General features: G+C 69.7%; 20 protein-coding genes and 1 pseudogene. 13 read left to right on the forward strand and 8 right to left on the reverse strand.

What is annotated here, in order from left to right; translation table 11 throughout:
* Positions 1 to 546 precede the first annotated feature (546 nt).
* The 3 genes from ACIHCM_RS29255 to ACIHCM_RS29265 all read right to left on the reverse strand — a co-directional run bounded on the left by ACIHCM_RS29255 (position 547) and on the right by ACIHCM_RS29265 (position 3,468).
* Positions 547 to 1,218 carry an enoyl-CoA hydratase-related protein gene (locus ACIHCM_RS29255; protein ID WP_399902133.1) on the reverse strand — a complete coding sequence of 224 codons (672 nt, stop codon included), beginning with the start codon at positions 1,216 to 1,218 and terminating at the stop codon, positions 547 to 549.
* A gap of 118 nt (positions 1,219 to 1,336) precedes the next feature.
* On the reverse strand, positions 1,337 to 2,371 hold the full coding sequence (locus tag ACIHCM_RS29260) for a hypothetical protein (RefSeq protein ID WP_399902135.1): 1,035 nt from the start codon (positions 2,369 to 2,371) through the stop codon (positions 1,337 to 1,339).
* Positions 2,372 to 2,451: 80 nt separating this feature from the next.
* Positions 2,452 to 3,468, reverse strand: coding sequence for an alcohol dehydrogenase catalytic domain-containing protein (locus tag ACIHCM_RS29265; protein WP_399902138.1), 1,017 nt, complete (start codon positions 3,466 to 3,468; stop codon positions 2,452 to 2,454).
* A gap of 218 nt (positions 3,469 to 3,686) precedes the next feature.
* On the opposite strand from ACIHCM_RS29265, the gene ACIHCM_RS29270 reads away from it, so the two are divergent.
* Entirely contained in the window at positions 3,687 to 4,259 is a 573-nt protein-coding gene (locus ACIHCM_RS29270; RefSeq protein ID WP_399902141.1) for a TetR family transcriptional regulator C-terminal domain-containing protein, read from the forward strand.
* 727 nt (positions 4,260 to 4,986) lie between these two features.
* Here ACIHCM_RS29270 and ACIHCM_RS29275 read toward each other — a convergent pair.
* A complete protein-coding gene (locus ACIHCM_RS29275; protein WP_399902144.1) occupies positions 4,987 to 5,451 on the reverse strand; it encodes a hypothetical protein in 465 nt (154 codons plus the stop codon).
* Positions 5,452 to 5,700: 249 nt separating this feature from the next.
* Positions 5,701 to 6,588: a septum formation family protein gene (locus ACIHCM_RS29280; protein ID WP_399902147.1), complete on the reverse strand. Its 888-nt coding sequence runs from the start codon at positions 6,586 to 6,588 to the stop codon at positions 5,701 to 5,703.
* 397 nt (positions 6,589 to 6,985) lie between these two features.
* Between ACIHCM_RS29280 and ACIHCM_RS29285 the strand changes: the two genes are divergently transcribed.
* Positions 6,986 to 7,276 (forward strand): hypothetical protein, encoded by a 291-nt coding sequence (locus ACIHCM_RS29285; protein ID WP_399902150.1) that lies wholly within the window; start codon positions 6,986 to 6,988, stop codon positions 7,274 to 7,276.
* A 317-nt stretch (positions 7,277 to 7,593) separates the two neighbouring features.
* Here the strand turns inward: ACIHCM_RS29285 and ACIHCM_RS29290 are convergent, their stop codons facing one another.
* Together ACIHCM_RS29290 and ACIHCM_RS29295 are read right to left on the reverse strand one after the other, a co-directional pair.
* Positions 7,594 to 9,183: a hypothetical protein gene (locus tag ACIHCM_RS29290; protein WP_399902153.1), complete on the reverse strand. Its 1,590-nt coding sequence runs from the start codon at positions 9,181 to 9,183 to the stop codon at positions 7,594 to 7,596.
* 272 nt (positions 9,184 to 9,455) lie between these two features.
* Positions 9,456 to 9,716: an inner-membrane translocator gene (locus ACIHCM_RS29295; RefSeq protein WP_399902156.1), complete on the reverse strand. Its 261-nt coding sequence runs from the start codon at positions 9,714 to 9,716 to the stop codon at positions 9,456 to 9,458.
* A 459-nt stretch (positions 9,717 to 10,175) separates the two neighbouring features.
* On the opposite strand from ACIHCM_RS29295, the gene ACIHCM_RS29300 reads away from it, so the two are divergent.
* Positions 10,176 to 10,691: a peptidoglycan-binding protein gene (locus ACIHCM_RS29300; protein ID WP_399902159.1), complete on the forward strand. Its 516-nt coding sequence runs from the start codon at positions 10,176 to 10,178 to the stop codon at positions 10,689 to 10,691.
* Positions 10,692 to 10,823: 132 nt separating this feature from the next.
* Entirely contained in the window at positions 10,824 to 11,204 is a 381-nt protein-coding gene (locus tag ACIHCM_RS29305) for a hypothetical protein (protein ID WP_399902162.1), read from the forward strand.
* 99 nt (positions 11,205 to 11,303) lie between these two features.
* Here ACIHCM_RS29305 and ACIHCM_RS29310 read toward each other — a convergent pair whose 3' ends face one another.
* The gene (locus ACIHCM_RS29310) at positions 11,304 to 11,789 is read right to left on the reverse strand and encodes a GNAT family N-acetyltransferase (protein WP_399902505.1); all 486 of its coding nucleotides are present in this window, start codon (positions 11,787 to 11,789) and stop codon (positions 11,304 to 11,306) included.
* Positions 11,790 to 12,320: 531 nt separating this feature from the next.
* Here ACIHCM_RS29310 and ACIHCM_RS29315 point away from each other — a divergent pair.
* The 9 genes and pseudogenes from ACIHCM_RS29315 to ACIHCM_RS29355 all read left to right on the forward strand — a co-directional run.
* Positions 12,321 to 12,827: pseudogene (locus tag ACIHCM_RS29315) on the forward strand (hypothetical protein); the annotation flags it as partial.
* Positions 12,828 to 13,128: 301 nt separating this feature from the next.
* The gene (locus ACIHCM_RS29320) at positions 13,129 to 13,377 is read left to right on the forward strand and encodes a helix-turn-helix transcriptional regulator (RefSeq protein ID WP_399902165.1); all 249 of its coding nucleotides are present in this window, start codon (positions 13,129 to 13,131) and stop codon (positions 13,375 to 13,377) included.
* 394 nt (positions 13,378 to 13,771) lie between these two features.
* Positions 13,772 to 15,214, forward strand: a complete 1,443-nt coding sequence (locus tag ACIHCM_RS29325) for a family 2B encapsulin nanocompartment shell protein (RefSeq protein WP_399902168.1) — start codon at positions 13,772 to 13,774, stop codon at positions 15,212 to 15,214.
* 19 nt (positions 15,215 to 15,233) lie between these two features.
* Positions 15,234 to 16,292 carry a family 2 encapsulin nanocompartment cargo protein terpene cyclase gene (locus ACIHCM_RS29330; protein ID WP_399902171.1) on the forward strand — a complete coding sequence of 353 codons (1,059 nt, stop codon included), beginning with the start codon at positions 15,234 to 15,236 and terminating at the stop codon, positions 16,290 to 16,292.
* 82 nt (positions 16,293 to 16,374) lie between these two features.
* Complete coding sequence (locus ACIHCM_RS29335) at positions 16,375 to 17,241, forward strand: geranyl diphosphate 2-C-methyltransferase (protein WP_399902508.1); 867 nt, start codon at positions 16,375 to 16,377, stop codon at positions 17,239 to 17,241.
* Between the two features lie 171 nt (positions 17,242 to 17,412).
* Positions 17,413 to 18,339, forward strand: a complete 927-nt coding sequence (locus tag ACIHCM_RS29340) for a restriction endonuclease (RefSeq protein ID WP_399902174.1) — start codon at positions 17,413 to 17,415, stop codon at positions 18,337 to 18,339.
* Positions 18,340 to 18,478: 139 nt separating this feature from the next.
* A complete protein-coding gene (locus ACIHCM_RS29345; RefSeq protein WP_399902177.1) occupies positions 18,479 to 18,835 on the forward strand; it encodes an ArsR/SmtB family transcription factor in 357 nt (118 codons plus the stop codon).
* Complete coding sequence (locus ACIHCM_RS29350; RefSeq protein ID WP_399902181.1) at positions 18,832 to 19,146, forward strand: hypothetical protein; 315 nt, start codon at positions 18,832 to 18,834, stop codon at positions 19,144 to 19,146. Before ACIHCM_RS29345 ends, ACIHCM_RS29350 begins: the two co-directional genes overlap by 4 nt.
* Before the next feature lie 199 nt (positions 19,147 to 19,345).
* Positions 19,346 to 21,448 (forward strand): MMPL family transporter, encoded by a 2,103-nt coding sequence (locus tag ACIHCM_RS29355; protein WP_399902184.1) that lies wholly within the window; start codon positions 19,346 to 19,348, stop codon positions 21,446 to 21,448.
* Positions 21,449 to 21,456: the final 8 nt, after the last annotated feature.

Consider the following 21,456-nt stretch of genomic DNA (forward strand, 5'->3'; position numbering starts at 1 on the left):
CCCTCCCCGAGAAGTCCACGCCGAACATGTGAAGTTGCGAGCCGTCGCGTGAAATAGACAGTCAGATCCCTGTCCGAAGAACACGAGGCCCCTCAGTCTTCGACCGCGAACCGTTGCCCGCCGGCCATCCCCTGCGCTCCGCACCGAATGCCGTGGTGACTCCGCACATCGGATACGTGAGCCGGAATTTGTATGAGGTCTTCTACCGGGATGCGGTCGAAGACATCGCAGCTTGGGCCGCGGGCTCTCCACCTCGCCTGCTGGTATGAAAGGCCTGCCGGCACGGTTTCCGCCGCGACGGCGAAGATGGTGCCGGCCTCCGGCCCAAGACCGCGGCCACGTCACGCTCTATGACGATGGTCAGCACATCTGCCTGCTCAACGGCACGCGGCTCTCTGCGCCGTCCCGCTCATGACGTCCCGTGCCGGGCAGTACGCTCACACGTCGCGCACCCGTGGGTGAGCGGGATCTGTCACCGTGACCCAGCGGCAGGACGTCATGGCGGAACGCGCTTCTCGCAAGCGGGAAGCGGTCGGCCGTACGGAGTCAGCCCAGCGTGTTGGTCGTGTCGCGGAGCAGGATGAGCGCCGGAGCGTACATGCGCGTCTTGATGCTTCCGAGGGTGTCGCCGGCCTTGCTCGCGTGAGCCAGGGCAAGCTCGAGGCCGGCGGCGCGCAGCTCGCCCTCGCCCACGGCGTGATCGACGATTCCTGCGGCGGCGGCTTCCTGGCCGCCGTAACGACGGGCGGAGACCATGGCATGGTGCGCCGTTTGCGGGGTGAGCCGGGACTGGATGAGGGACGACATGGCCGGGGTGAAGGAGATGTTGATGTCTGCCTCGGGCAGGCACCAGAAGCCTCGGTCGGCGCGCATGAGACGGAAGTCATGGGCCAGGGAGAACATCGCTCCGGCGGCGAACGTGTGCCCCTGCAGCGCGGCTACGGTGATCAGCGGGAGGGACAGGACCCTTGCGAACAGGGCGTGGACGGAATTGACGTAGTCCTGGTGCTCCTCGCTGTGCGCACCGAGCCATTCGAGGTCCAGACCGTTGGAGTAGAACTTCCCCGACGCAGCGGTCACCAGGGCGCGTGGGCCTTCCGCCTTCTCCACCTCGTCCAGGGCCGCGTTGACCGAGGCGATCCAGTCGGGGTGGAAGCGGTTCTCTCCGTCACCGAGGTCGAGAACGAAGACGGCGTCCTGGCGGTCAAGCGTGGGCATGGTGGCTCCTTGGGACGTTTCGGTGGGGCAGGGCACGTTGGTCGGGTGCAGTCCTGGGGGCAGTTGGGCCGCGACCGGGGTCGCGGGCTGTCACCGGCGGAGGATGGGGCGGCGGAAGTCAGCTGGGAGGTGTTCGCCGTGCCCAGTGGTACAGGGTGGCCGCGGCCAGCAGGGCCAGTGCCAGGGTCGCGCAGGCGAGGAGGATGCCGGTAATGGCCGACGCGCCGGGAGGTGCGCAGGCGTGTATCCAGCGGATGGCGAAATTGGTGCACGCCGCTATCGGGAAGCTGAAAAGCCACAGGCCCGGATGGAACGAGGGCTGGCGCAGTTCGGGGAGGAGAAAGGCGACGAGGAGGACGGTGAAGAGCAGGGTCCCGGCGAAGCCGTAGCCGACGGCGTCGAAGGCGCCCTTGTGAGCAGCGGTCCAGGCGATTCCACCGGTCGCCGGTGGGATGGTCAGGATGGTGAGGGTCGGCCGGGCAGGTCCGGGCAGGGGGCCGCCGGTGACGAGGCCGGCAAGGATGACGGTGCCGAAGGCGAGCCAGTACAGCAGCCCCACCCCGAAGGCGGCGTCGGCGACGCCGGGGAGGTTGAGCGTGGAGGCAACGGCACTCGCCACGAACGGTGCCGAGGAGATCGGCAGCAGGTAGCCAGGGTGCAGGATCGTCGTACTCAGGGAACCCGTGAGCCAGTGGGCGAGCAGGCGTGCGGCGATGAGGGCGGCCGCGGTGACGAACACCGCGTAGGCCCATCGGGGGCCTGTGATCCCGTACTGCGCGAGGTGGCCTGCGATCAGCATGCCGATGATCGGGACGTACCCAAGGGTGAAACCGCGACCGGGATGACGCAGGTCCTGGCGGATGTTGCGCCATCGGTGCCCGCCATGACGCAGGTACTGGGCCAGCAACACGAGCCAGATCACACCGCTGACGGTGAACAGCACGTCGCTGACTCGCATTGCCGCCGGGACGGTGGTCGCCGCCGCCTGCCAGGCTCCGCCGAGGCCGGCGATGCCGAGGGAGACGGACATCAGCCCGATCCGCGCGACGCGGTGCTCGTCGACGTCGGGGATGATCTCGGCGGCTGGACGCGTCGGCCCGCTGCCGCGCGGGGCCGCGCTGGTGCGCTCGGCCGTGTCGGCCAAGTCGGCCATGTGGGTCATCGTGGAACCTTCGGGGGGATCGAGAAGGGCGCGGGACAGGACTCAGCCCGGCGGCTCAGGTCGCGGCGTGGTCAGGCGGCCATGTCCAGGACAACGCGGAAGCGCGCCTTGCCCGAGAGCATGCGCTCGTAGGCGTCCATGGCGCGGGTGAAGGGCATGATCTCGGTGGCGGGGCGGATGCCGTGGGCGAGGCTGAAGGCGAGGTTGTCCTCGTTCTGGATCGACGACCCGGTCAGACTGCCGATGATGCGGCGGGTGCCGAAGATCAGGTCGGCCGTGGCAACGGTCAGGGGGTCGGGGGCGGCACCGACCACGACCAGGCTGCCGCCCGGGGCCAGTCCGCGCAGGAGCGGGTTCATGGACGTACCGCTGGACGCGGTGGCTACGACCAGAGCGGCGCCGCCCATGTCGGCAAGCGCGGTGCCCGGGTCGGTGCCGGTGCTGTCGATGTACTCGTGGGCCCCCAGTTCCCTGGCGAGCTTCTCCTTCTCCTGGCCGCGGGCAATGGCGGCCACCCGGTATCCGAGGCTGCGTGCGTACTGCACGGCCAGGTGCCCCAGTCCGCCGATCCCCTGCACGGCGACCAGGGCGCCCGCCCGGGTGGGAGCCTGCTGGAGCGCGGTAAGGGTGGTCAGCCCGGCGCACAGCAGCGGGGCCGCCTCGGTGGCCGGGATGCCGTCGGGAATACGCACCAGCCCGCTCGCGCGGGCGTACGTCACCTCCGCGTACCCGCCGTCGATGGTGGTTCCGGTCTGTTCCTGGTTCAGGCAGTTGACGAAGTCGCCCCGGCGGCACGGTTCGCACTGCCAGCAGTGCCCGTTCAGGAAGCCGACGCCGACGCGGTCGCCTGGCTGCCAGGCGGTGACGCCCGCCCCGACGGCATCGATCACGCCGACGATCTCGTGACCGGGGATGATCGGTCGTGACGGGTCGGCGCGCAGCCCCTCGACGGCCAGTACGTCGGTGTGGCAGACGCCGCATGCCTCCACCCTGAGCCGGACGTAGCCGGGCTCCGGGTCGACGAGCTCGCGCTCGGCGAGGCGGAGGTGGTGAACGCCGGTGGCCTCGAATGCTCGGTATGCGGGCAAGACGCTTCTCCTCGGTGCTGCCCCTGCCGGCACGTGAGGGCCGAGGGCTCGCGACTGGTTCCCATCCAATATGACCGGTCGCTTTAAACTGAGTCAAGCAGGTCGGTCGGCACAACGGCGGTCGTTCGCGGTCAGGATGTCTTCCACGCGGGAGTCACACCCCGGGTTTGACCTGAAGCAAGCCGACCGGACATATTGGACTGGAGGTGGTGATGAGGATGGCACGCGCGTCCAAGCGTGAGGAGATCGCGCAGGCAGCGCTGGAGCAGTTCCACACCCGGGGCTTCCATGCCACGGGCATCAGCGATATCACTTCGGCGGCAGGGGCTCCCAAGGGCTCGTTCTACAACCACTTCGCCAGCAAGGAGGAGTGCGCGCTGGAGGCCCTGGATCGCTACAGCGCCGGATTGCGGTTCGACCTGCTGGACACTCCTGGGCGCCCTGCGCTGGCGCGGCTCCGGGCGCACTTCGAGTTCCTGGGCGCGGGCACGGTCGACAACGGCTTCGCCCGCGGATGCCTCGTCGGCAACCTCGGCGCCGAGGTGGCGGACCACTCCGAGGCCATCCGCTCGGCCCTGCAGAGTGGCTTCCAGCGGTGGGCCACGCGCCTCCGGCAGGTGCTCGCCGAAGCCAAGGAGGCAGGAGAGCTCAATGCCGATCTCGATGTCGATGAAGCCGCGCTGTTCATCCTCAGCGCCTGGGAGGGCGCGCTGATCGCGGCCCGGGCGGACAAGTCCTCCGCTCCCCTGGACGCCTTCTTCCGCATGGTCTTCGACGTCCTTCTGCGCTGATCGCCGGCCGTGCCTGCTGAGCACTGGCAGGCCCTCTCCTCCACACCACTTGCTCTGCCCCGACGACTGCGACAAGGCAGGTGTGGGCACCTGATGCGCTGTGCTGTCAGGGCCGGTCCCAGGAGTCGACGGTGGGCGCGGACCCGGCAGGTACCCGGCCAACGCCCATTCAGGCTCGGCCAGGAGTCGACTGTGGCGGATCAGCGGGTGGATCCCCCCGTACCACCACGCGCTTGTGCGGGATGCGCGGCATCGCGGGCCCGGCAAGGTCGGCAGGAGAGGTCTCTCGGATCCGTCAGGGGTCAGGCGAGACACAATCCGAGCGCGTGGAGATCTGACGGACGGGGAGTGGGCGGCGCTGGAGCCGCTTGCTGCCAAGAGGCAAGAAGCCCGGCCGACCGCCGATATGGACCAGGCGGCCGTTGATCGACGGTAAACGGCTTCGGGACCGCACCGGCATCCCCTTGCGGGACATACCTGTCGAGTACGGCCACGAGTCCGGGTGTATGACCTCCAAGGGCCTGATCACCTGAGACATCGCCGTCGATTCCACTGTCGTCCGCGCCCGCCAGCACGCCGCCGGGGCACCGAAAGGGGCGATCTCCAGAAGGGGCCGTCCGGCGGCACCACCGTCGAACCGGCCGACGACGCTGTCGAACAGGGGCAAAAATCGAGTGCGCGCCGACAAGGCGTAGGCCTCCCGGAAGAACGGCGCCTACTTGCGACGTCAGGTCAGGCTGCGGCGTGCCAGGGCTAGAAACTCCGTCTTGAACGGCTCGAGGCGCTCGGCCAGGTTCCCCTCGTCACGCTCCTGCCAGACCTCTTGATTGAGGGCGCGGGCATAGGCGGTCGTCGGTGAGTGAAGGCCAGGGGCGCACAGCAACTCGACGCTCTTCTCGGCTATTCGAAGACCGTCCATCGCGGGCCTGGCCGTCACATACCAGTCGTCACCGACCTCCCATTGAGGCGGCCGCGCATGCGCCACGCCCTCGGCCTCCAGCGCGCACCGGATGAACTCCAGCACGGTCCTGATCTGCTCGGCACGCCGCTCCTCCGCCCGCGCCGCAGCCCGTCTCCGTTCTTCAGCCCGGTCGGCCGCCCGCTGCGTCGTGCGCTGGGTCAGGTACGTCAACGCACCACCTACAGCCACACCGACCATCGACATCACTGGGTTCCACAGGTCTCCTGCCACGGCCGACTACTACCAGTACCAGCCCACCTACCGCTGCCGATCTTGCAAGACGGGCGCCTGTCCAGACACCGGGCCGTTCCAAGACCCACTTCCGACGCACGCCCCTCCCACCAGCCGACCGCATCGTTCGCGGTTCTCTCGCGTAGAGCAGCCGTTCATGAACTGGCCAGTGCGACGGGATTGCGGACACGACCCGGGAAGCCGGGGCCGGGTCCTTGGCGGACACGGCCCGGCTCATCCGGCGGAGCGTCAGCCCGCCCAGACCTCTGCCTCGTCGGCCGGGACGGTGGTGGCCAGGCCCAGCTCCTTGCGAGCGGCTACCGACTCGTTCGGGTCGATGCCGGTGAACGCCGGGTCGTAGGCGATGTAGAACGCGTCGGCGTCGGCGGCGTTCGCGGCCTTCTTCCAGTTCCCGGCCGCCTCCGCCAGGGTCGCGCGCAACTTGCCGACTTCGGTGCCCTCGATGCCGTCGAGGCCCTTGACGTGTGCGTCCAGGGCGGCCGCGACGGCCTTGGCCTGCGCCTTGTAACCGGCCAGGTCGTCCTCGACGGTCTCCTTCTCCGACTGGTTCGCCCACAGGGCCTCGTAGACCGCGTTGGAACCCTTCAGGTACGTGCTCTGCTCGGGCTTGAGGGACTTCGCGGTGTCCAGCGAGCCGCTGAACCTACCCTTCTCCGCGGTGTAGGTGCAGCTCACCGCCCGGTCCCCCGTCGCCCAACTCTCCTTGGTGGGGGTGTAGTAGAAGAGAGCGACGCCCTTGGGAAGCGCCCAGGTGTCCGGTGCGTACTTCTGCGCCTCGACCGGGCAGCGGCTGTCCGCGATCGCCGAGACCCCGGCGTCGCCGGGGAACTCCTTGCCCTCGTCGATCGCGAACTCGCCGACGACCTGACCCTCGTGTGCCTCGCCGCAGGGCACGACCTCGACGGCGTATGCCGTCCCCTCAGCCTCGCCGTTCGGGTTGTAGCAGTCGCCGATGTCCAGCGAGAAGACCGACTGCTGGCGAGCCACCTTCTTCGCGCTGTCCTTGGCGCCATCGACGGCGTCGGAGACCTCCGAACATCCCACCGCGCCGATCGCGAGTACGGCGGCAACGGCGGATATGCCGCGAAGGGAGCGATGTGAGGCACGGATTGACATGACGTGTACATCCTCTTATGTAAGCTTTATAAGGGTTGGGCGCATCGTATGTCATTTCTGTGGCCCGGTTGTGCGGGGGCTCTCACCGCGCCGCGGCGTCTCAGACTCACGACCGGCCGCGAGGGTTGTATGCGGATCGTGCGCCACAGAGGCCTACTCGGCGCATTGGCGTTGCCGAGATCGGCGTTCATCGGCCGATCGCCGGTCCGCGCCTACGGCGGGACCCTCCGGACTTGTTGACGACGTGTGGCATGAGCCGACAAGGAGTTGGCGCTGAGTGCCAACGACAGGCAACCTCACCTCGGCCAGGATCCCTGCAGTGCACCGATACAGCTCTCCAAGTTCACATCACAACGCACTGGCACGTCGATATCGTCCCTCGCATCGAAGGAACACCATGACCAACGCAGTACAGCGTTTGCGACCGGCCGCCCTCGCTCTACGCCTTCTCGCAGCTGCCGGCCTGTGCCTGGCCGCACTTGCCGTACCGACCGAGGCATCCGCGGCCCCCAACACCTGCGGCCTGCCCACGTCCGCCAAGCCTGGCAGCACCTTCGTCCGGTCGTTCAGCACCTGCGGCACGTGTCTCGTGCAGGCAACCAACGACAACCAAGGGCCGGGTCCGTACTACTACTGCACCTACAACCCCCGCAACGGCCTCTCCGACGAGCACTACCGCTGGTTCTGATCCCGTTCCCTCCTGGCGTCACCGCAGCACGCCACATGCGAGAGGGAGAATCCCGGCGTCCCGGCCGCTGAACCGGCTGGGACCTCGCGAGTCCTGCGCCTGCTCGCTCTCCGGCGTCACGGAGTGGACGTACGGGGTACCGCGGCCAGTGAGCTCAGCACCGCGGTCCGCGTCCGGTCGGTGCGGTCTGGAACAGTTCGCCACGGCAGTCGGTGTGCCGTCAGCCAGAAGCCGCACTCCTGATCTGGACAAGCCTCTTGAGGCGACCGCTGGCTGCAGTTGGCACATCGTAGTGGCGGCGGTTGCTGCCGAACCGGTCAGCCCTGGACCGTGCAGTCCAGGATCCGACCGTCCACCGTCCCCACGACCAGCCGTTGTTGCTCCGCCCGGTACGCGGCGGACACCGGTGTGACCGGGTGGTCGTGCGCGCCCAGGGTGTGCCGGGCCCGCACCTCACCCGTCGCCGCGTCCAAGGTCTCCACCTCACCGGTGAGATAGACGACGTACACCCTCCGCTCGTCGCCGTCGAGATCGGCGAGCGGCTTGTCGGTGCCGTACACCCAGCGTGCCTCTCCGCCGGGCAGCCGGCGGCAGACGACATATGTGCCCTCACGGGCGTCCACGCAGGTGGCGCCGCGTTCGTACGACCGGCCCGCGTGGACGAGGGCGTGTGTCAGCTCGATGGCGGGGCCGTACGAGGGCTGGAGTGCGGACGCCGGGTCCCAGCGCAAGGGGAAGAGAGCGCGCCGAGTCGCGGGGCCGTGGGCACCCGGAGGGTCGATCACGTGGATCCACGGCGCGTCGTCGTTCGGGCCCGGGCCGTCCACGTACAGCAGACGGGCGCTGTGTCTGACGCGCAGCGCCGGGGGGTGGAAGCGGCTGGGGGCGAGCGCCAGGCGTGCCGCCTCCTGGTGCGTGGGGGCGAACAGCAGCGCGGCGTGTGCGTCGCGCCCTTGCGGGCGCAGGGCGAGCCAGCCTTCGTCCGCGGCGTGCAGTGCGGGGACCGACGGCACGTCCACGCGGTCCACCGCATCGCCGGCCGCCGTCGATATCCGCCGAACTGTGGTCGCGCGGTCAATCGGGCGACCCGTCACCTCGTCGTGCCGGTAGCCCCGGTACGTCACCCACGCCGACTCGCCGTCAGGGGCCGCCTCGACCCGGACGCTCCCTTCCCCGTCCGCGGGAAGAGCCCACGTCAGCGCGCCCGACGGATCCCAGCATTCGAGGTCCGTGTGTGAGCCGGTGGCGAGCACCCGGCCGTCGGCCAGCACCGCCAGGTCCCGTACCTCCGCCCGCCGCCGCCACCGGCCCCCCGTCAGCCGCGCGAGGGTGTCCTCCACATGAGGGTCGTAAAGGAGTCCGCTCCCGGTCGTCGGATGGCGTGCGTGGTCGGGGTCGACCAGACCGGCCGGAGCGGACAGCCAGTCGTCCACCGCGACGGCCAGCTCGAAGCCCTTGCGGAAGCCGCCGTCCTTGTCCTCGGGCGAGAGCAGCATCGCCAGCCTGCCGTCCTCCAGCCAACGCAGGCGGCGCACTTGGCGGCTCTTGCTCAGCAGGTCCGTCACGCGCCCGGTCTCCAGGTTCAGCAGGAGCAGCTGTCCCTGAAAGTCCCACGAGCCGTCGTAGCGGCCGGTGCCGACCGCGACAAGCGGCAGCTCGGGGTGAGGCTCGACGGCACATACGGGGTGACTGGAGGCGACGATGTGGCGCGGACGGAGGGTGCAGGCCTCGTACACACCGATCCGGTGGCTCAGCCAGTGGCCCCTACCGCGCCACATGACATGGCCGAGGTCACCGGCCGCGATGACGCAGCCGTGACGCGCGTCGGCCACCGCCCACACGGGCCGGCCGATCTCGGCGAACGGCTGGTCCCCGAGTATCCGGTGGACGGTCAGCTCATCAGGCACGACAGTCTCCCCCCAGGTGGCGCACAGTCTGCCAGGCCCGGCACTTTCCTGGGGTCTTCCCAGGGGAATCGACTTACCTCTGTACGTGATCGGGCGCCGATCCACGAGAGGCGCATACCGCGGCGAGCCAGATTGCAGACTGTGCGTACGACATTGTCGGCCAACGGCACCGACCTCGAGTCGATGTGCAGCCGACGAGGCCGGACCGGCGGTCTCCTGGCCCCAACCGGGCTCGGCCCGCTGCCCGGCGCATTGGCCGGCCGCTCGTGGGGTCACGTCCAGGCCCCCATCGCGTGGCCTGCTACGACGAGGCAGACCACGAGTTGCCCCGTCCCGATCACTCGGTGACCCATTCTCAGCAGCACGAGGCCCGTCAGGCCGATCGCCAGGGCCAGAGCACCGAAGCACACCAGCGGGGCCAAGTCCGCGGGCGGTGGGCCGGCCGCCCCCTTCGACACGCCGGCGTCCAGCCGGCCCAGTCCTCGTACCGCGAGCAGGATGACCACCAGCAGGCCGGCCGCAACGTCCGCCACAAGGACGAGCAACAGCAGACAGCCGGAGGTGAGGGCAGCTGTCTAGTCGGCGGGTTGTGTGTCGGCAGGTCCGGACATGTCCGTACGGTCGCGCGGAAGGCGCCCTTCCAAACGGGCCGATGCCAAGGCGCAACCCAGGCGTACCTCACTCTTCACGGACCCCTGCGAAACCGGAACGCCCGTCGCGGCAGCGGCAAATGCCGGCCCGGCGAGGACGTCGGCCTTGGCGCCAGTAGCCAACGAGTTGGCACGCAACGCCAACGACATGCCCGCTCGGCACCGCCGACACTCGGCGACGTGCACAGCGGCCGGGGGAATCACCCCGTGACGCGCCGGTCCCGCTCCCCGAGCGGTGTCCGGCGCGTCACGGGCCACGCCTGCCGGTCTGCCGTACGCCCGCAACCCCATACACGACCTCGACGGCCCCGCACGCCCGGCCGTCAAGTGAAGGGATACGAGTTGAGACTCTCCAAGCGCATCACCGGCGCTCTCATCACCGCGGCCATCGTCTGCGGCGGAGTCATGTCGGCACCGACGGCCGGTGCGTCGGTCGCCAGCGGCTCCATCAACGGCGCCGACTGGGGCAACACCGGTGTGAGGAACGACTGGGGCGACGAGGGGCCGTTGGACTACAACTCGCACGACTACAGCAGGGCCGTGGCGCTGTGGCAACTGGTCCTGCGGGCGGAGGGCTTCTACACCGGAGCCATCGACTGCGACTTCGGCCCCGCCACCACCGAGGCCACCAGGGACTTCCAGAGGTGGTACGGCCTCACGGCCGACGGAAGTGCGGGACCCAACACACTGAGCGTGGCGGACAACTCCCTGCTGGATCGCGGCAATCAGCGCGACATCAGGTACGTCGCCTGGGAGGGAATGGGTTCGGTGGACTTCCGGCGCATCAACGGCGTCTACCACGTCTACCTCAACGGGGCCTGGCGGAGCGCTTCCTACACGTCGGCCTCCGGCTGCTGAACGGCCGCCTGACAACAGGGGCGGACGGGCGCCACGAGTCCTACGGTGCCCCGGCGCCCCTGCCGTTGCAGGGCCGGACGGACCGTCCAGCCGGTGGACGGCTCACCACCAAGGAAGGAAAACAACATCATCATGCGCAGCAAGAGACTGATGGCCGCGGGCCTCGCGCTCGCCTGCGGCACGTTCGGGCTGACGATCTCGAACGCGCCCACGGCGAGCGCCGAAACGGCGTTCGGCTGCGGATACCCGCGAGTCTGCTTCTACAAGACACAGGCGGACTGGAACGCGAGGCGGTATACCGCCGCGTACAGGGACATGACCGAGTCCTACCAGAACCTCAGCTCCGCCGCCGCCGGCGCCTACGCGGTGTTCAACTCGCGCAATGACGACGGAGCACGGCTGCATTTCACCAACGGCCCCGCCGAGTGCCTCAAACCGAACACCCTGATGCTGACGAACGGCTTCGTGGTCGACAAGATCCGGATCATGGACTCCCCGTCCTGCTCGTACTGACAGGCCTCCCCGTTCGCGCGGCCCGCGGACCCGCCGCCCCCCTTCGGGCAGGGCGGGCGGGTCCACCCCGTGGCTGTCTCCCAGCCGTGGACCTTCCCCTCAAGCAGGTGGAACCCGGCAGGCAGGAACCTCGAAGACGAGTTCGAGGCCGTCCTCCTCATCCCACTGCTCTCCGACCTCGACGAAGCCGAAGCCCGAGATCGTCGCCAGGGATGCCACGTTGTCGGGGCTGATCGTCGCCCGCACGGTCGTGACTGCGGTTTCGGCTGCTGCCCGGCGGAGCAACTCGATCAGCGCGGCTCGGGCGTATCCCTGGCGACGGTGGTCAGGGGCGACGGAGTAGCCGATCTCGACCATGCCGACCTCATCGGGCGGTCCGTGGAACCCGGCATGTCCGACGACGAGACCCCTGTCACCGACGACCGCTTGCCGCACCATCCACCGCGCATGGCCGGGATCGGCGGCCATCTGGTCGAGCCGGAACTGCCACAGCCACCGTGCTCTGTCGGTCACGAAGTACTCGGTCAGCAAGACCCCGGCCATCTTGCTGGCTTTGGGAAGGTCTCCATCGAGCAAAGCGGACATCGTCTCGCCGGACAGCTCGACAAAACGGACTCGTTTCGGGCTTCGCACAAACGGTCCCTGGTGATCGGCTTTGTTTGTCACCTGGCGGATGCTCGCTGGCTGAACCCGAAGGTGTCCACCGATTTCGACCCAGTCCGGCAACCACCCCGCGGCAAGCGACGTGATCCACTGGCGCTGTCCCACCCCTGCTGAACAGCTACGGGGACATCGACACCGCGCATCGCGTGCTCAGCGGCGCGATAGCCCTGCAGGGCACGCCGTACGACCCGACCGACGCGACGCTGCTGGACGCGATGTTCACCCTGTTGATGGTGTGCTTCTACGGCGGTCGCGCCGAGCTGTGGACGGCCTTCGACGAAGCGCTGGCCGACTTCACGTCGCCGCCGGAGCTGCTGGAGGTGAGCCGGGCCACCTTCGGCGACCCCGCGCACGCGGACCCCGCCGCCCTTGCCCGTCTGGACGCAGCCGTCGGCTCCTCGCTCGGCGCGTCGGATCCGGTGGGGGTCGTGCGGGTCGGTATCGCCGCATCGTGTGTCGACCGCCTCGGCCCGCTGGAAGCGCCTCTGTGGCGCATCGGCTACGGCGAACGGGCGGCCGAGAACGTCTCCCCCCGCCATCCAGGCCCTGGTTCTGTTCTGCCACCACGCCTGGTTCGCGGGACGCTGGGACGAACTGCGTGCCGCCGCCCGCGACGCGCTGGACCTGAGCAAGGAGTACCAGTACACCCTGCGTTCCTGGCCCGCGAAGTACCTTCTGGCCAACGTGACGGCCGCGGCCGGCGACTTCGAGGACGCGCGCCGTCTCGCCGACCAGAGGGACCAGTGGGCCGGGTCCCGCCGCGCACACACCGTCCGCTTCTACGCCGCCCACGTCCGCACGCTGATCGCCCTGGGACAGGGAGACTTCGAGGCGGCGTACCGGCATGTGACCACCATCGCCCCGGCCGGGTCGATCCCGCCCTTCGTCCGGAAGGCGCTGTGGGTCCTTCTGGACACCGTGGAAGCCGCCGTGCGCTCCGGGCGACGCGACTTGGCGCTGCGGCACATCCACGCCGCCCGTGAGACCGGATTGCACAGAACGTCGGCTCGGCTGAACTTCGTCCTCCTCGGCGCCGACACCGTGGCCGCCGGAAGCGACGAGGAGGCCGAACTCCGGTTTGACGCAGCCCTGTCGGTGGAAAGCCGCGAACGCTGGCCGTTCGAGCTGGCCCGCATCCACCTTCACTACGGCGAGTGGCTGCGGCGCGGCCGCGCCCCGGCGCAGGCGCGCGGACACCTGGACACCGCCGCCCAGATGTTCGCCCGCCTCGGCGCGACACCCCTGGGCCGACGGCGCCGCCATGGAACTCCGCGCCTGCGGCAGCACGGTACGCGACCTGTCCGCCGGGGCGGAGGCCATCGCCCTGACCCCTCAGCAGCGGGAGATCGCGAGCCTCGCGGCAGCAGGACTGACCACCAAGCAGATCGGGGAGAAACTCTTCCTTTCCCCACGGACCGTGTCCACGCACCTCTACCGGCTGTTCCCCAAGCTCGGTATCACCTCACGCGCCGCCCTGCGCGACGCACTGGAGTCACTCGACCGCCGCTGACCCATGTCGCGGGCATCTCCGACGGTGGCCATCGTCGCCGTCGACCACGTCTGGCCACCCCCTGGCACCAACCCTTCCTCGGTGACCCGGCCCCCGCAGCCCTCACGCACGACGGCTGTGCTCCCGTTCGGCCCTCTGCTGGGCCACGGGGCGTTCGGCGTGTCACGTCTGGTGCGGCCGGCGCGAGCAGTGAGTTGTGGGCGAGGGGGCGTGCGTGCGGTGCTGGGATGCGCCGTACGCCTCATAAGGTGTGTTTGGGCCTCAAGGGTGCAAGCCCGCCCCTCTCACGCCGTACCGCCCACCGGCGACGGCTGGTTGTCTTGCTGGGGTGCACGGCCCGTCACGCACCACCGGCCGTTCGCACTGACCGCTGCCCGTCCACCTGGGAGGGAATGTGTCCGCTCCGGACAGCGTCACTGGTCCCGCCACCGAAGAACCGGCCCCCGCCGCACCCGCCGAGAACCAGCCCACCAGCCTCGGAACCCGCGCCGCACGTCAGCTGGCGACCACCACCAAGTCCGAGCCACAGATGCAGGCCATCAGCTCCCGGTGGCTGCTGCGCAAGCTGCCGTGGGTGGATGTCAGGGGCGGCACCTACCGGGTCAACCGCCGCCTGCAGTTGCGCGTCGGGCGGGGCCGTGTCCACTTCGAGCACAACGGCGCGGACGACGTCCGGGTGATCCCGCAGACACTCGCCGAACTGCCCGCTCTGCGCGGCTACACCGACCACGAGGTCCTCAAGGAGATCGCCGGCCGCTTCACGTTGCGGGAGGTTCGCGCCGGGCAGGTCCTGGTCGAGGCCGGACAGCCCATCACCGAGGCGTACCTGGTCGTCCACGGCCGCTTCACCCGCTTCGCCGTCGGCAAGTACGGCGAGGAAGAGGTGATCGGTGTGGTCACCGACGGCGACCAGATGGGGGACGAGGCGATCGGCCAGTCGGATCCCCTGTGGCCGGCGTCGGTGCGCGCCGAGACGGCCGGCGTCCTGCTGGCGCTGCCCTGGGACGCGGTCAGGGAGTTCACCGACCGGGTACCGTCACTGGCCGCGCACCTGGCGGCCTACGCGGAGCGGCAGCGGCTGCCGATGAACCGCAGGGGCGAGGCGGACGTGCCGGTACAGGCCGGCCACAGCGGCGAACCCACGTTGCACGGTGGCTTCGTCGACTACGACCTCTCACCCCGCGAGTACCAACTGTCGCTGACGCAGACCGTGTTGCGCGTGCACACCCGGGTCGCCGACCTCTACAACGACCCGATGGACCAGACGCGGCAGCAGCTGCGGCTCACCATCGAGGAGATCCGCGAGCGCCAGGAGTGGGAGCTCGTGAACAACCGGGAGTTCGGCCTGCTGCACAACGTCGACCACGGGCAGCGCATCAGCACCTTCACCGGCCCGCCCACTCCCGACGACATGGACGAGCTGCTGTCCATGCGCCGCAAGACCCGCCTGTTCATCGCCCATCCCAAGGCGATCGCCGCGTTCTTCCGGCAGTGCAACAAACGTGGGCTGGTGCCCGGTTCGGCGACCGTCGACGGGCACGAGGTGCCCGCGTGGCGGGGAGTACCGATCTACCCGTGCGGCAAGATCCCGATCTCGGAGTCCCGCACCACCAGCATCCTCGCGCTGCGCACCGGCGAGGCCGACCAGGGCGTCGTCGGCCTGTACCAGACCGGCATCCCCGAGGAGTACCAGCCCGGGCTGAACGTCCGCTTCATGGGCGTCGACAAGGCCGCCATCATCAACTACCTCGTGACCGCCTACTACTCGCTGGCCATCCTCGTGCCCGACGCGGCCGGAGCCCTGGAGAACGTCCAGATCAGCCGGACCGCCGACTGACCAGGTGGAGCACACGTCTATGAACAGCCCTTCGAGCAGCCCGGCCGCATCGCCGCTGCCTGGTCCGCCGAACCTCGTCCGGAGCCTGCGGGGCAGGAGCAGCGGAGCGATTCCCGGACTGACGTACCGGCCCGTCCCGCCCGCCGACCCGGAGAAGGTCGCGGAGATCGACCGCAGGCTCGAGGCCTGGGCCCGTGGCCTTGACCTGTTCCCCGCGGAGTGGAGCGGCGACTTCGCGCAGTTCCAGTTCGGCCGCGCTGTCGTCCTGCAGCACCCGGGCGCCACCGACCTGGAACGCCTCACCGTCGCCGGCAAGCTGCTGCTCGCCGAGAACATCGTCGACAGCTGCTACTGCGAGGAGGACGAGGGCAGAGGTGGTGCACGGCGGGGCCTGGGCGGCCGGCTGATCATGGCCCAGTCCGCGCTCGATCCGTTCCATGCCACCCCCGAGGCGGAGGAGGAGTGGCGCCTTGGCATCCAGGCCGACGGCCCCCTGCGGTCCTATCACTGGGCGGTGAAGGACTACGGGGCGCTCGCCACGCCGAGCCAGGTCGACCGGATCGTGCACGACCTCGCGCGGCTGCACCTGGGCTATCTCGCGGAGGCCTCCTGGTCGGAGACGCGTCACATGCCGCGGGTCTGGGAGTACCTGGTGATGCGGCAGTTCAACAATTTCCGCCCCTGCTTGTCCATCGTCGACGCCGTGGACGGCTACGAACTGCCGGAGGCCGTCTACGCCCGTCCGGAGGTGCAGCGCATCACCGTCCTCGCCTGCAACGCCACCACCATCGTCAACGACCTGTACTCCTTCACCAAGGAGCTCGCGAGCGACCCCGACCACCTGAACCTGCCCCAAGTGGTCGCCGCCAACGACCAGTGCGGCCTCAAAGCCGCCTACTTGCGCAGCGTCGACATCCACAACCAGATCATGGACGCGTTCGAGAGGGAATCCGCGCTGCTGTCCGCCACCTCGCCGCTCCTCGAACGCTACGCCCGCGGCCTCGCCGACTGGGTGGCGGGCAACCACGAGTGGCACGCGACCAACACCCACCGCTACCGACTGCCCGACTACTGGTGACCCACGCCCACCGCACCACCACCCGTAGGCCTGCCAGCACTTGCACCTGCACGACCGCACGAAGGAGTCAGCGTTGACCACCATGCACACCGGCACCCCGTCCGCAGTGGTACCCACCCAGTCCACCTATCAGAACCGGGTCGCGGATTACTGGAACGCCGAGGAGAACCCGGTCAACCTCGAACTCGGCAAGCTCGACGACCTGTACCACCACCACTACGGCGTGGGCGACGCCGACCGGTCGGTACTCGACGAGCCGGACCCCGACCTGCGCCGGGAGCGGATCACCCACGAACTGCACCGGCTGGAGCATGCCCAGGCCGAACTCCTCGCCTCCCACCTCGGCGGCCTCTCCCCCGACGACCGCGTGTTCGACGCCGGCTGCGGACGCGGCGGCGGCAGCGTGGTCGCGCATCTGCGCTACGGCTGCCACGCCGACGGGGTCACCATCTCCGCCAAGCAGGCGGACTTCGCCAACGAGCAGGCACGCAAGCGCGGCATCGACGCCAAGGTGCGCTACCACCACCGCAACATGCTGGACACCGGCCTGACCACCGGCTCCTACGCGGCGTCCTGGAACAACGAGTCCACGATGTACGTCGAGCTGGATCTGCTCTTCGCCGAGCACGCCCGGCTCCTGCGCCGGGGCGGCCGCTATGTGGTGATCACCGGGTGTTACAACGACGGTTACGGACGGGCCTCCCGGGAGGTCTCCCTCATCAACGCCCACTACATCTGCGACATCCACCCCCGCTCGGCCTACTTCCGTGCCATGGCCCGCAACCGGCTCGTCCCCGTGCACGTCCAGGACCTCACCGCGGAGACGATCCCTTACTGGGAGCTGCGCCGGGAGGCCGACCACCTGGTCACCGGCATCGAGGACACCTTCCTGTCCGCCTACCGGAACGGCAGCTTCCAGTACCTCCTGATCGCCGCCGACCGTGTCTGACGGTGGGGGCCGCGCCGGGGGCTGTTACGGCCGTGACGGCTGAGTGAGGCGTGTGGTGGTCCGGCGGCGTTGCGCCGCCGGACCGCCTTCCGTTGGCAAGTTGATCAAGTTCGCGATCTCGGGGCAGGCGGCTTGGTGATCTTCGTCGACCAAGGAGGGCGTCTCACCACCGTGACCACACCCACACGCCGAATACGCCCCCGCGACCGCCGACGGGCCTTCGACCTGCGCGCGACGGCCGTGTTCTTCGGTCTTCTCGCGCTCCTGCTGAGCGGCGCCGGCTTCGTCGTCCGTTCGGCGGCCGGTGCGCTGCGGCACCGCCCGGTATGGGTGGCCGTGCTCTGCCTCGTCGTGACAGCGACCGTTCTGGTCCTCCGCAGGCGCACGGCCCGGCGCAGGTTCTCCGCGCGGCGGACCGCACAGCGGGCGGCCGCAGCGCTGCAGGAGGCCACGCACACGGCTCTCGAATCGATGGAGCCGACTCCCGCCCCCGCTGCGGTGCCTCGGACGGCGGCCGGCTCCGCGTCGACCGGTGGTCCGGTCACGCTCGATCGCCCCGGCGCCGACACCGAAACGGAGTTGCCGGTACCGCTCCAGGCGTCCTGGACGGCAACCGGTTCCGAAGCGGTGGAGCACGCGGCCGGCACCGCGGTGGCTCCTGAACCGGTTGCACCCGGGGACACCGGGGACGCGCTCGAGTACGAGGCGCTGGACGCCGACGAGTTCGAGCGGGCGATCGCCGGGCTGTGCGAACGGGACGGATGCTCTCCGGTGGACGTGGTCGGGGGCGCGGGTGACCTCGGCGCCGATGTCCTCGCCGTCACGCCGGACGGACGGCGCGTCGTCATCCAGTGCAAGCGCTACTGCGACAGCAATCGCTGCGGCTCCCAGGACCTGCAGCGCTTCGGCGGCACCTGTTACACCGTCCACGAAGCGGATGTCGCCGTCGTCGTCACGACGAGCGACTTCACTGCTCCGGCCGTCGAGTACGCCGAGCAGAGCGGAATCGTCTGCGTCAACGGCGAGGCCTTACGCGCCTGGAGCACCGGCATCGGACCGGCTCCCTGGGACGTGCCGCCCCCGGGGCACTGGCACTGAACCCGCGGTCGTGGACCGTGGCGGAGCGCGTCGTCCCTGAGATGTCCCCCATCTGTCCCTGAGATGTGTCAGGAATCTTTGACAGGTGCCCATGGGTACTGTCAGCTTCCTCTTACAGGTACGACGGAAAGGGGCCACGATGCCCGACGTCCCGCCTCCGGCAGCGACGGGCGACGAATTGCTGAAGGTGCTGTCCGCGCTGGGCAACCCGCACCGGATGCGGATCGTCGCCGCGTTGCTGGAGCGCCGGAACTACGTCAGTGCGCTGGCTCGGGAGATCGGCATCAGCCGCCCGCTGCTCCATATGCATCTGCAGCGCCTGGAAGCGGCGGGCCTGGTCGTCGGCACCCTGGAACTCGGCGAGGACGGCAAGTCGATGAAGTACTTCGACATCACGCCCTTCGCCTACGAGTTGACACCCGATGTCGTGGCCCGCGCGGCCACGACGCTCACCGAGGCCGCGAAGACCGGGGCCGAGAAAGAGGAAGCGAAGTGAATGGGGAACAGGTGACGCTCGCCGAGAGCGCCGACACCGTCGGTGCTCTGGTCGGAGCCGTGGGCGCGGCCGGGGTCTTCACCCTGCTCATCGTGATCGTGTGGCAGGTCGCCGCCACCTGGCGGGCCCGGATGCTGGCCGCGCGCGAGGAGCAGTACAAGGACCTCGCGGCGAGGTACGCCCGGCTCCTGGAGGACACCGTGGAGTTGCAGCGCCGTACGGCCGAGGGGCAGCGGCAGGCTCTGGACGAGCTGACGAAGACCCGGCTCGCGGTGTCCTCGATGGAGAAGATGATGCGCGAGATCGAATAACGCCCACCCGCACCGGGGACAGACGTACGGCCGGGAGCGGCAACTCCCGGCCGTACCGGGAAGAACACACCGTCCGAACACACCCACCCGTGCATCACGGCAGGTCGTCACACCTGCAAGCGCCGTGATGCGGGTCCCGTGCGCCCTGATGCCGGCCGACTGACCGGCGGCGCTCCTTCCCTACGTAAGGAGACTACTCATGCATGCGCTGCTCCAGCGCGTCGCCCGCGCGCCGGGCGGCCGACGCGGCAAGTGGCTGGTCCTGGCGGCCTGGCTGATCCTCGCCGTCGCCCTCGGTCCCCTGGCCGGCAAGCTCGGCGAGGTCGAGGAGACGGGCCCCAACGCCTTCCTTCCCCGCGGCGCCGAGTCCGCCCAGGTCAACACCGAGTTGCAGAAGTTCCGTACCGACACGGTGATGCCGGCCGTGGTCGTCTACACAGGCGGCGGGGACACCGCGGCCGCGGCCGCGGCCGACCGGGGTGCCTTCGCGCGCCATGTGCCCGCGGGTCAGGCGGTCTCCGCTCCGATCCCGTCCGAGGACGGCAAGGCGCTGATGACGGTCGTCCCGCTGGACCGTGACGACGACCTCACCGGCACCGTCGACCGGCTGCGTCAGGTGGCCGGCGCCGACGCGCCGCCCGGAGTGGACGTGCGGGTCGGCGGCCCGGCCGGCTCCCTCACCGACTCGGTGGCGGTCTTCGACGGCCTCGACACGACGCTGCTGCTCGCCACCGGCCTGGTGGTGGCCGTTCTGCTGCTGCTCACGTATCGCAGCCCGGTCCTGTGGCTGTTGCCCCTGCTGTCCGTGGGCTTCGCGGCCGTCCTCACGCAGGCCACCACGTACCTGCTGGCCCGGCACGCCGGGCTTCCGGTCGATCCACAGAGCGCCGGCGTGCTCATGGTCCTGGTCTTCGGCGTCGGAACGGACTACGCCCTGCTCCTCATCGCCCGCTACCGCGAGGAGTTGCACCGCCACAAGGACCGTCACGAGGCGATGCGGATCGCGCTGCGCCGCTCGGGTCCCGCCGTGCTGGCCTCCGCAGCGACCATCGCCGTCGGCCTGTGCTGCCTGGCGTTCGCCGACATCAACTCCTCCCGCTCGCTGGGGCTGGTCGGCGCGGTCGGCGTCGTATGCGGCCTTCTCGCGATGGTGACGGTGCTTCCGGCGCTGCTCGTCATCACAGGCCGCTGGGTGTTCTGGCCCTTCGTCCCGCGCAACGGGACACCCGCACGCGACGCGCGCACGGTCTGGTCCCGGCTCGCGGCGGCGGTCGCCCTGCGCCCGCGATGGTCCTGGCTGATGTCGGTGGCCGTCACCGGCGTCCTCGCGATCAGCGCGCTGGGCATCACCATGGGCCTGACGCAGGCGGAGACGTTCCAGGACAAGCCCGAGTCGGTCGTGGCGCAGGAGAGGATCTCGGCGCACTATCCCTCGGGGGCCTCCGACCCGGCCGAGGTCGTCACTCGTACCGAGCGGGCCGTCGAGGTCAGGGCGGCCGCGGCCGCCGTGGACGGTGTGGCCCGCGTCGAGGACGCCGCAGAACAGACACCGGACGGAGACCTCACCGCCGTGTCCGTGGTGCTGCGGGACGCGCCCGACAGCCGGGCGGCCAAGGAAACGATCGACGAGCTGCGCGAGGCGGTGAACCCGCTCGGCGCCCTGGTCGGCGGCACCACGGCCGAGAGCCTCGACACCCAGCGGGCCGCGGACCGTGACCTGACGACGGTCGTCCCGGTCGTGCTCCTGGTCGTCCTCGCCGTCCTGATCCTGCTGCTGCGGGCCCTCGTCGCCCCGCTGTTGCTCCTGGCCACGGTGGTGCTGTCGTACTTCGCGGCGCTCGGCGCGTCGAACCTGCTGTTCGAGCACCTGCTCGGCTTCGCGGGTGTCGACTGGGCGATCCCGCTGATGGGCTTCGTGTTCCTGGTCGCGCTCGGCATCGACTACAACATCTTCCTCATGCACCGCGTGAAGGAAGAGACCGGGCGGCTGGGCCACGAGCGGGGCGTCCTGGAGGGCCTGACCAGCACCGGCGGCGTCATCACCTCGGCGGGGATCGTCCTGGCCGCGACCTTCGCGATCTTCGCGGCACTGCCGATGGTGACCATGGCCCAAATGGGCGTGCTCGTGGGTATCGGCGTCCTGCTGGACACCTTCCTCGTGCGGACGGTCCTGGTGCCCGCCCTCGCCCTGGATCTGGGCCGCCGGTTCTGGTGGCCGGGCCGCCTGTCCCGCCTCGACGGGGACGGCCCCGTGGGCACCTCGTCCCCGGCACCGCGGGAACGGCCCCACGAGGTGGCGTAGGGCCGGCG

The organism is Streptomyces sp. NPDC052023, assembly GCF_044548465.1.
In the GTDB taxonomy this organism is placed as follows: Bacteria; Actinomycetota; Actinomycetes; order Streptomycetales; family Streptomycetaceae; genus Streptomyces.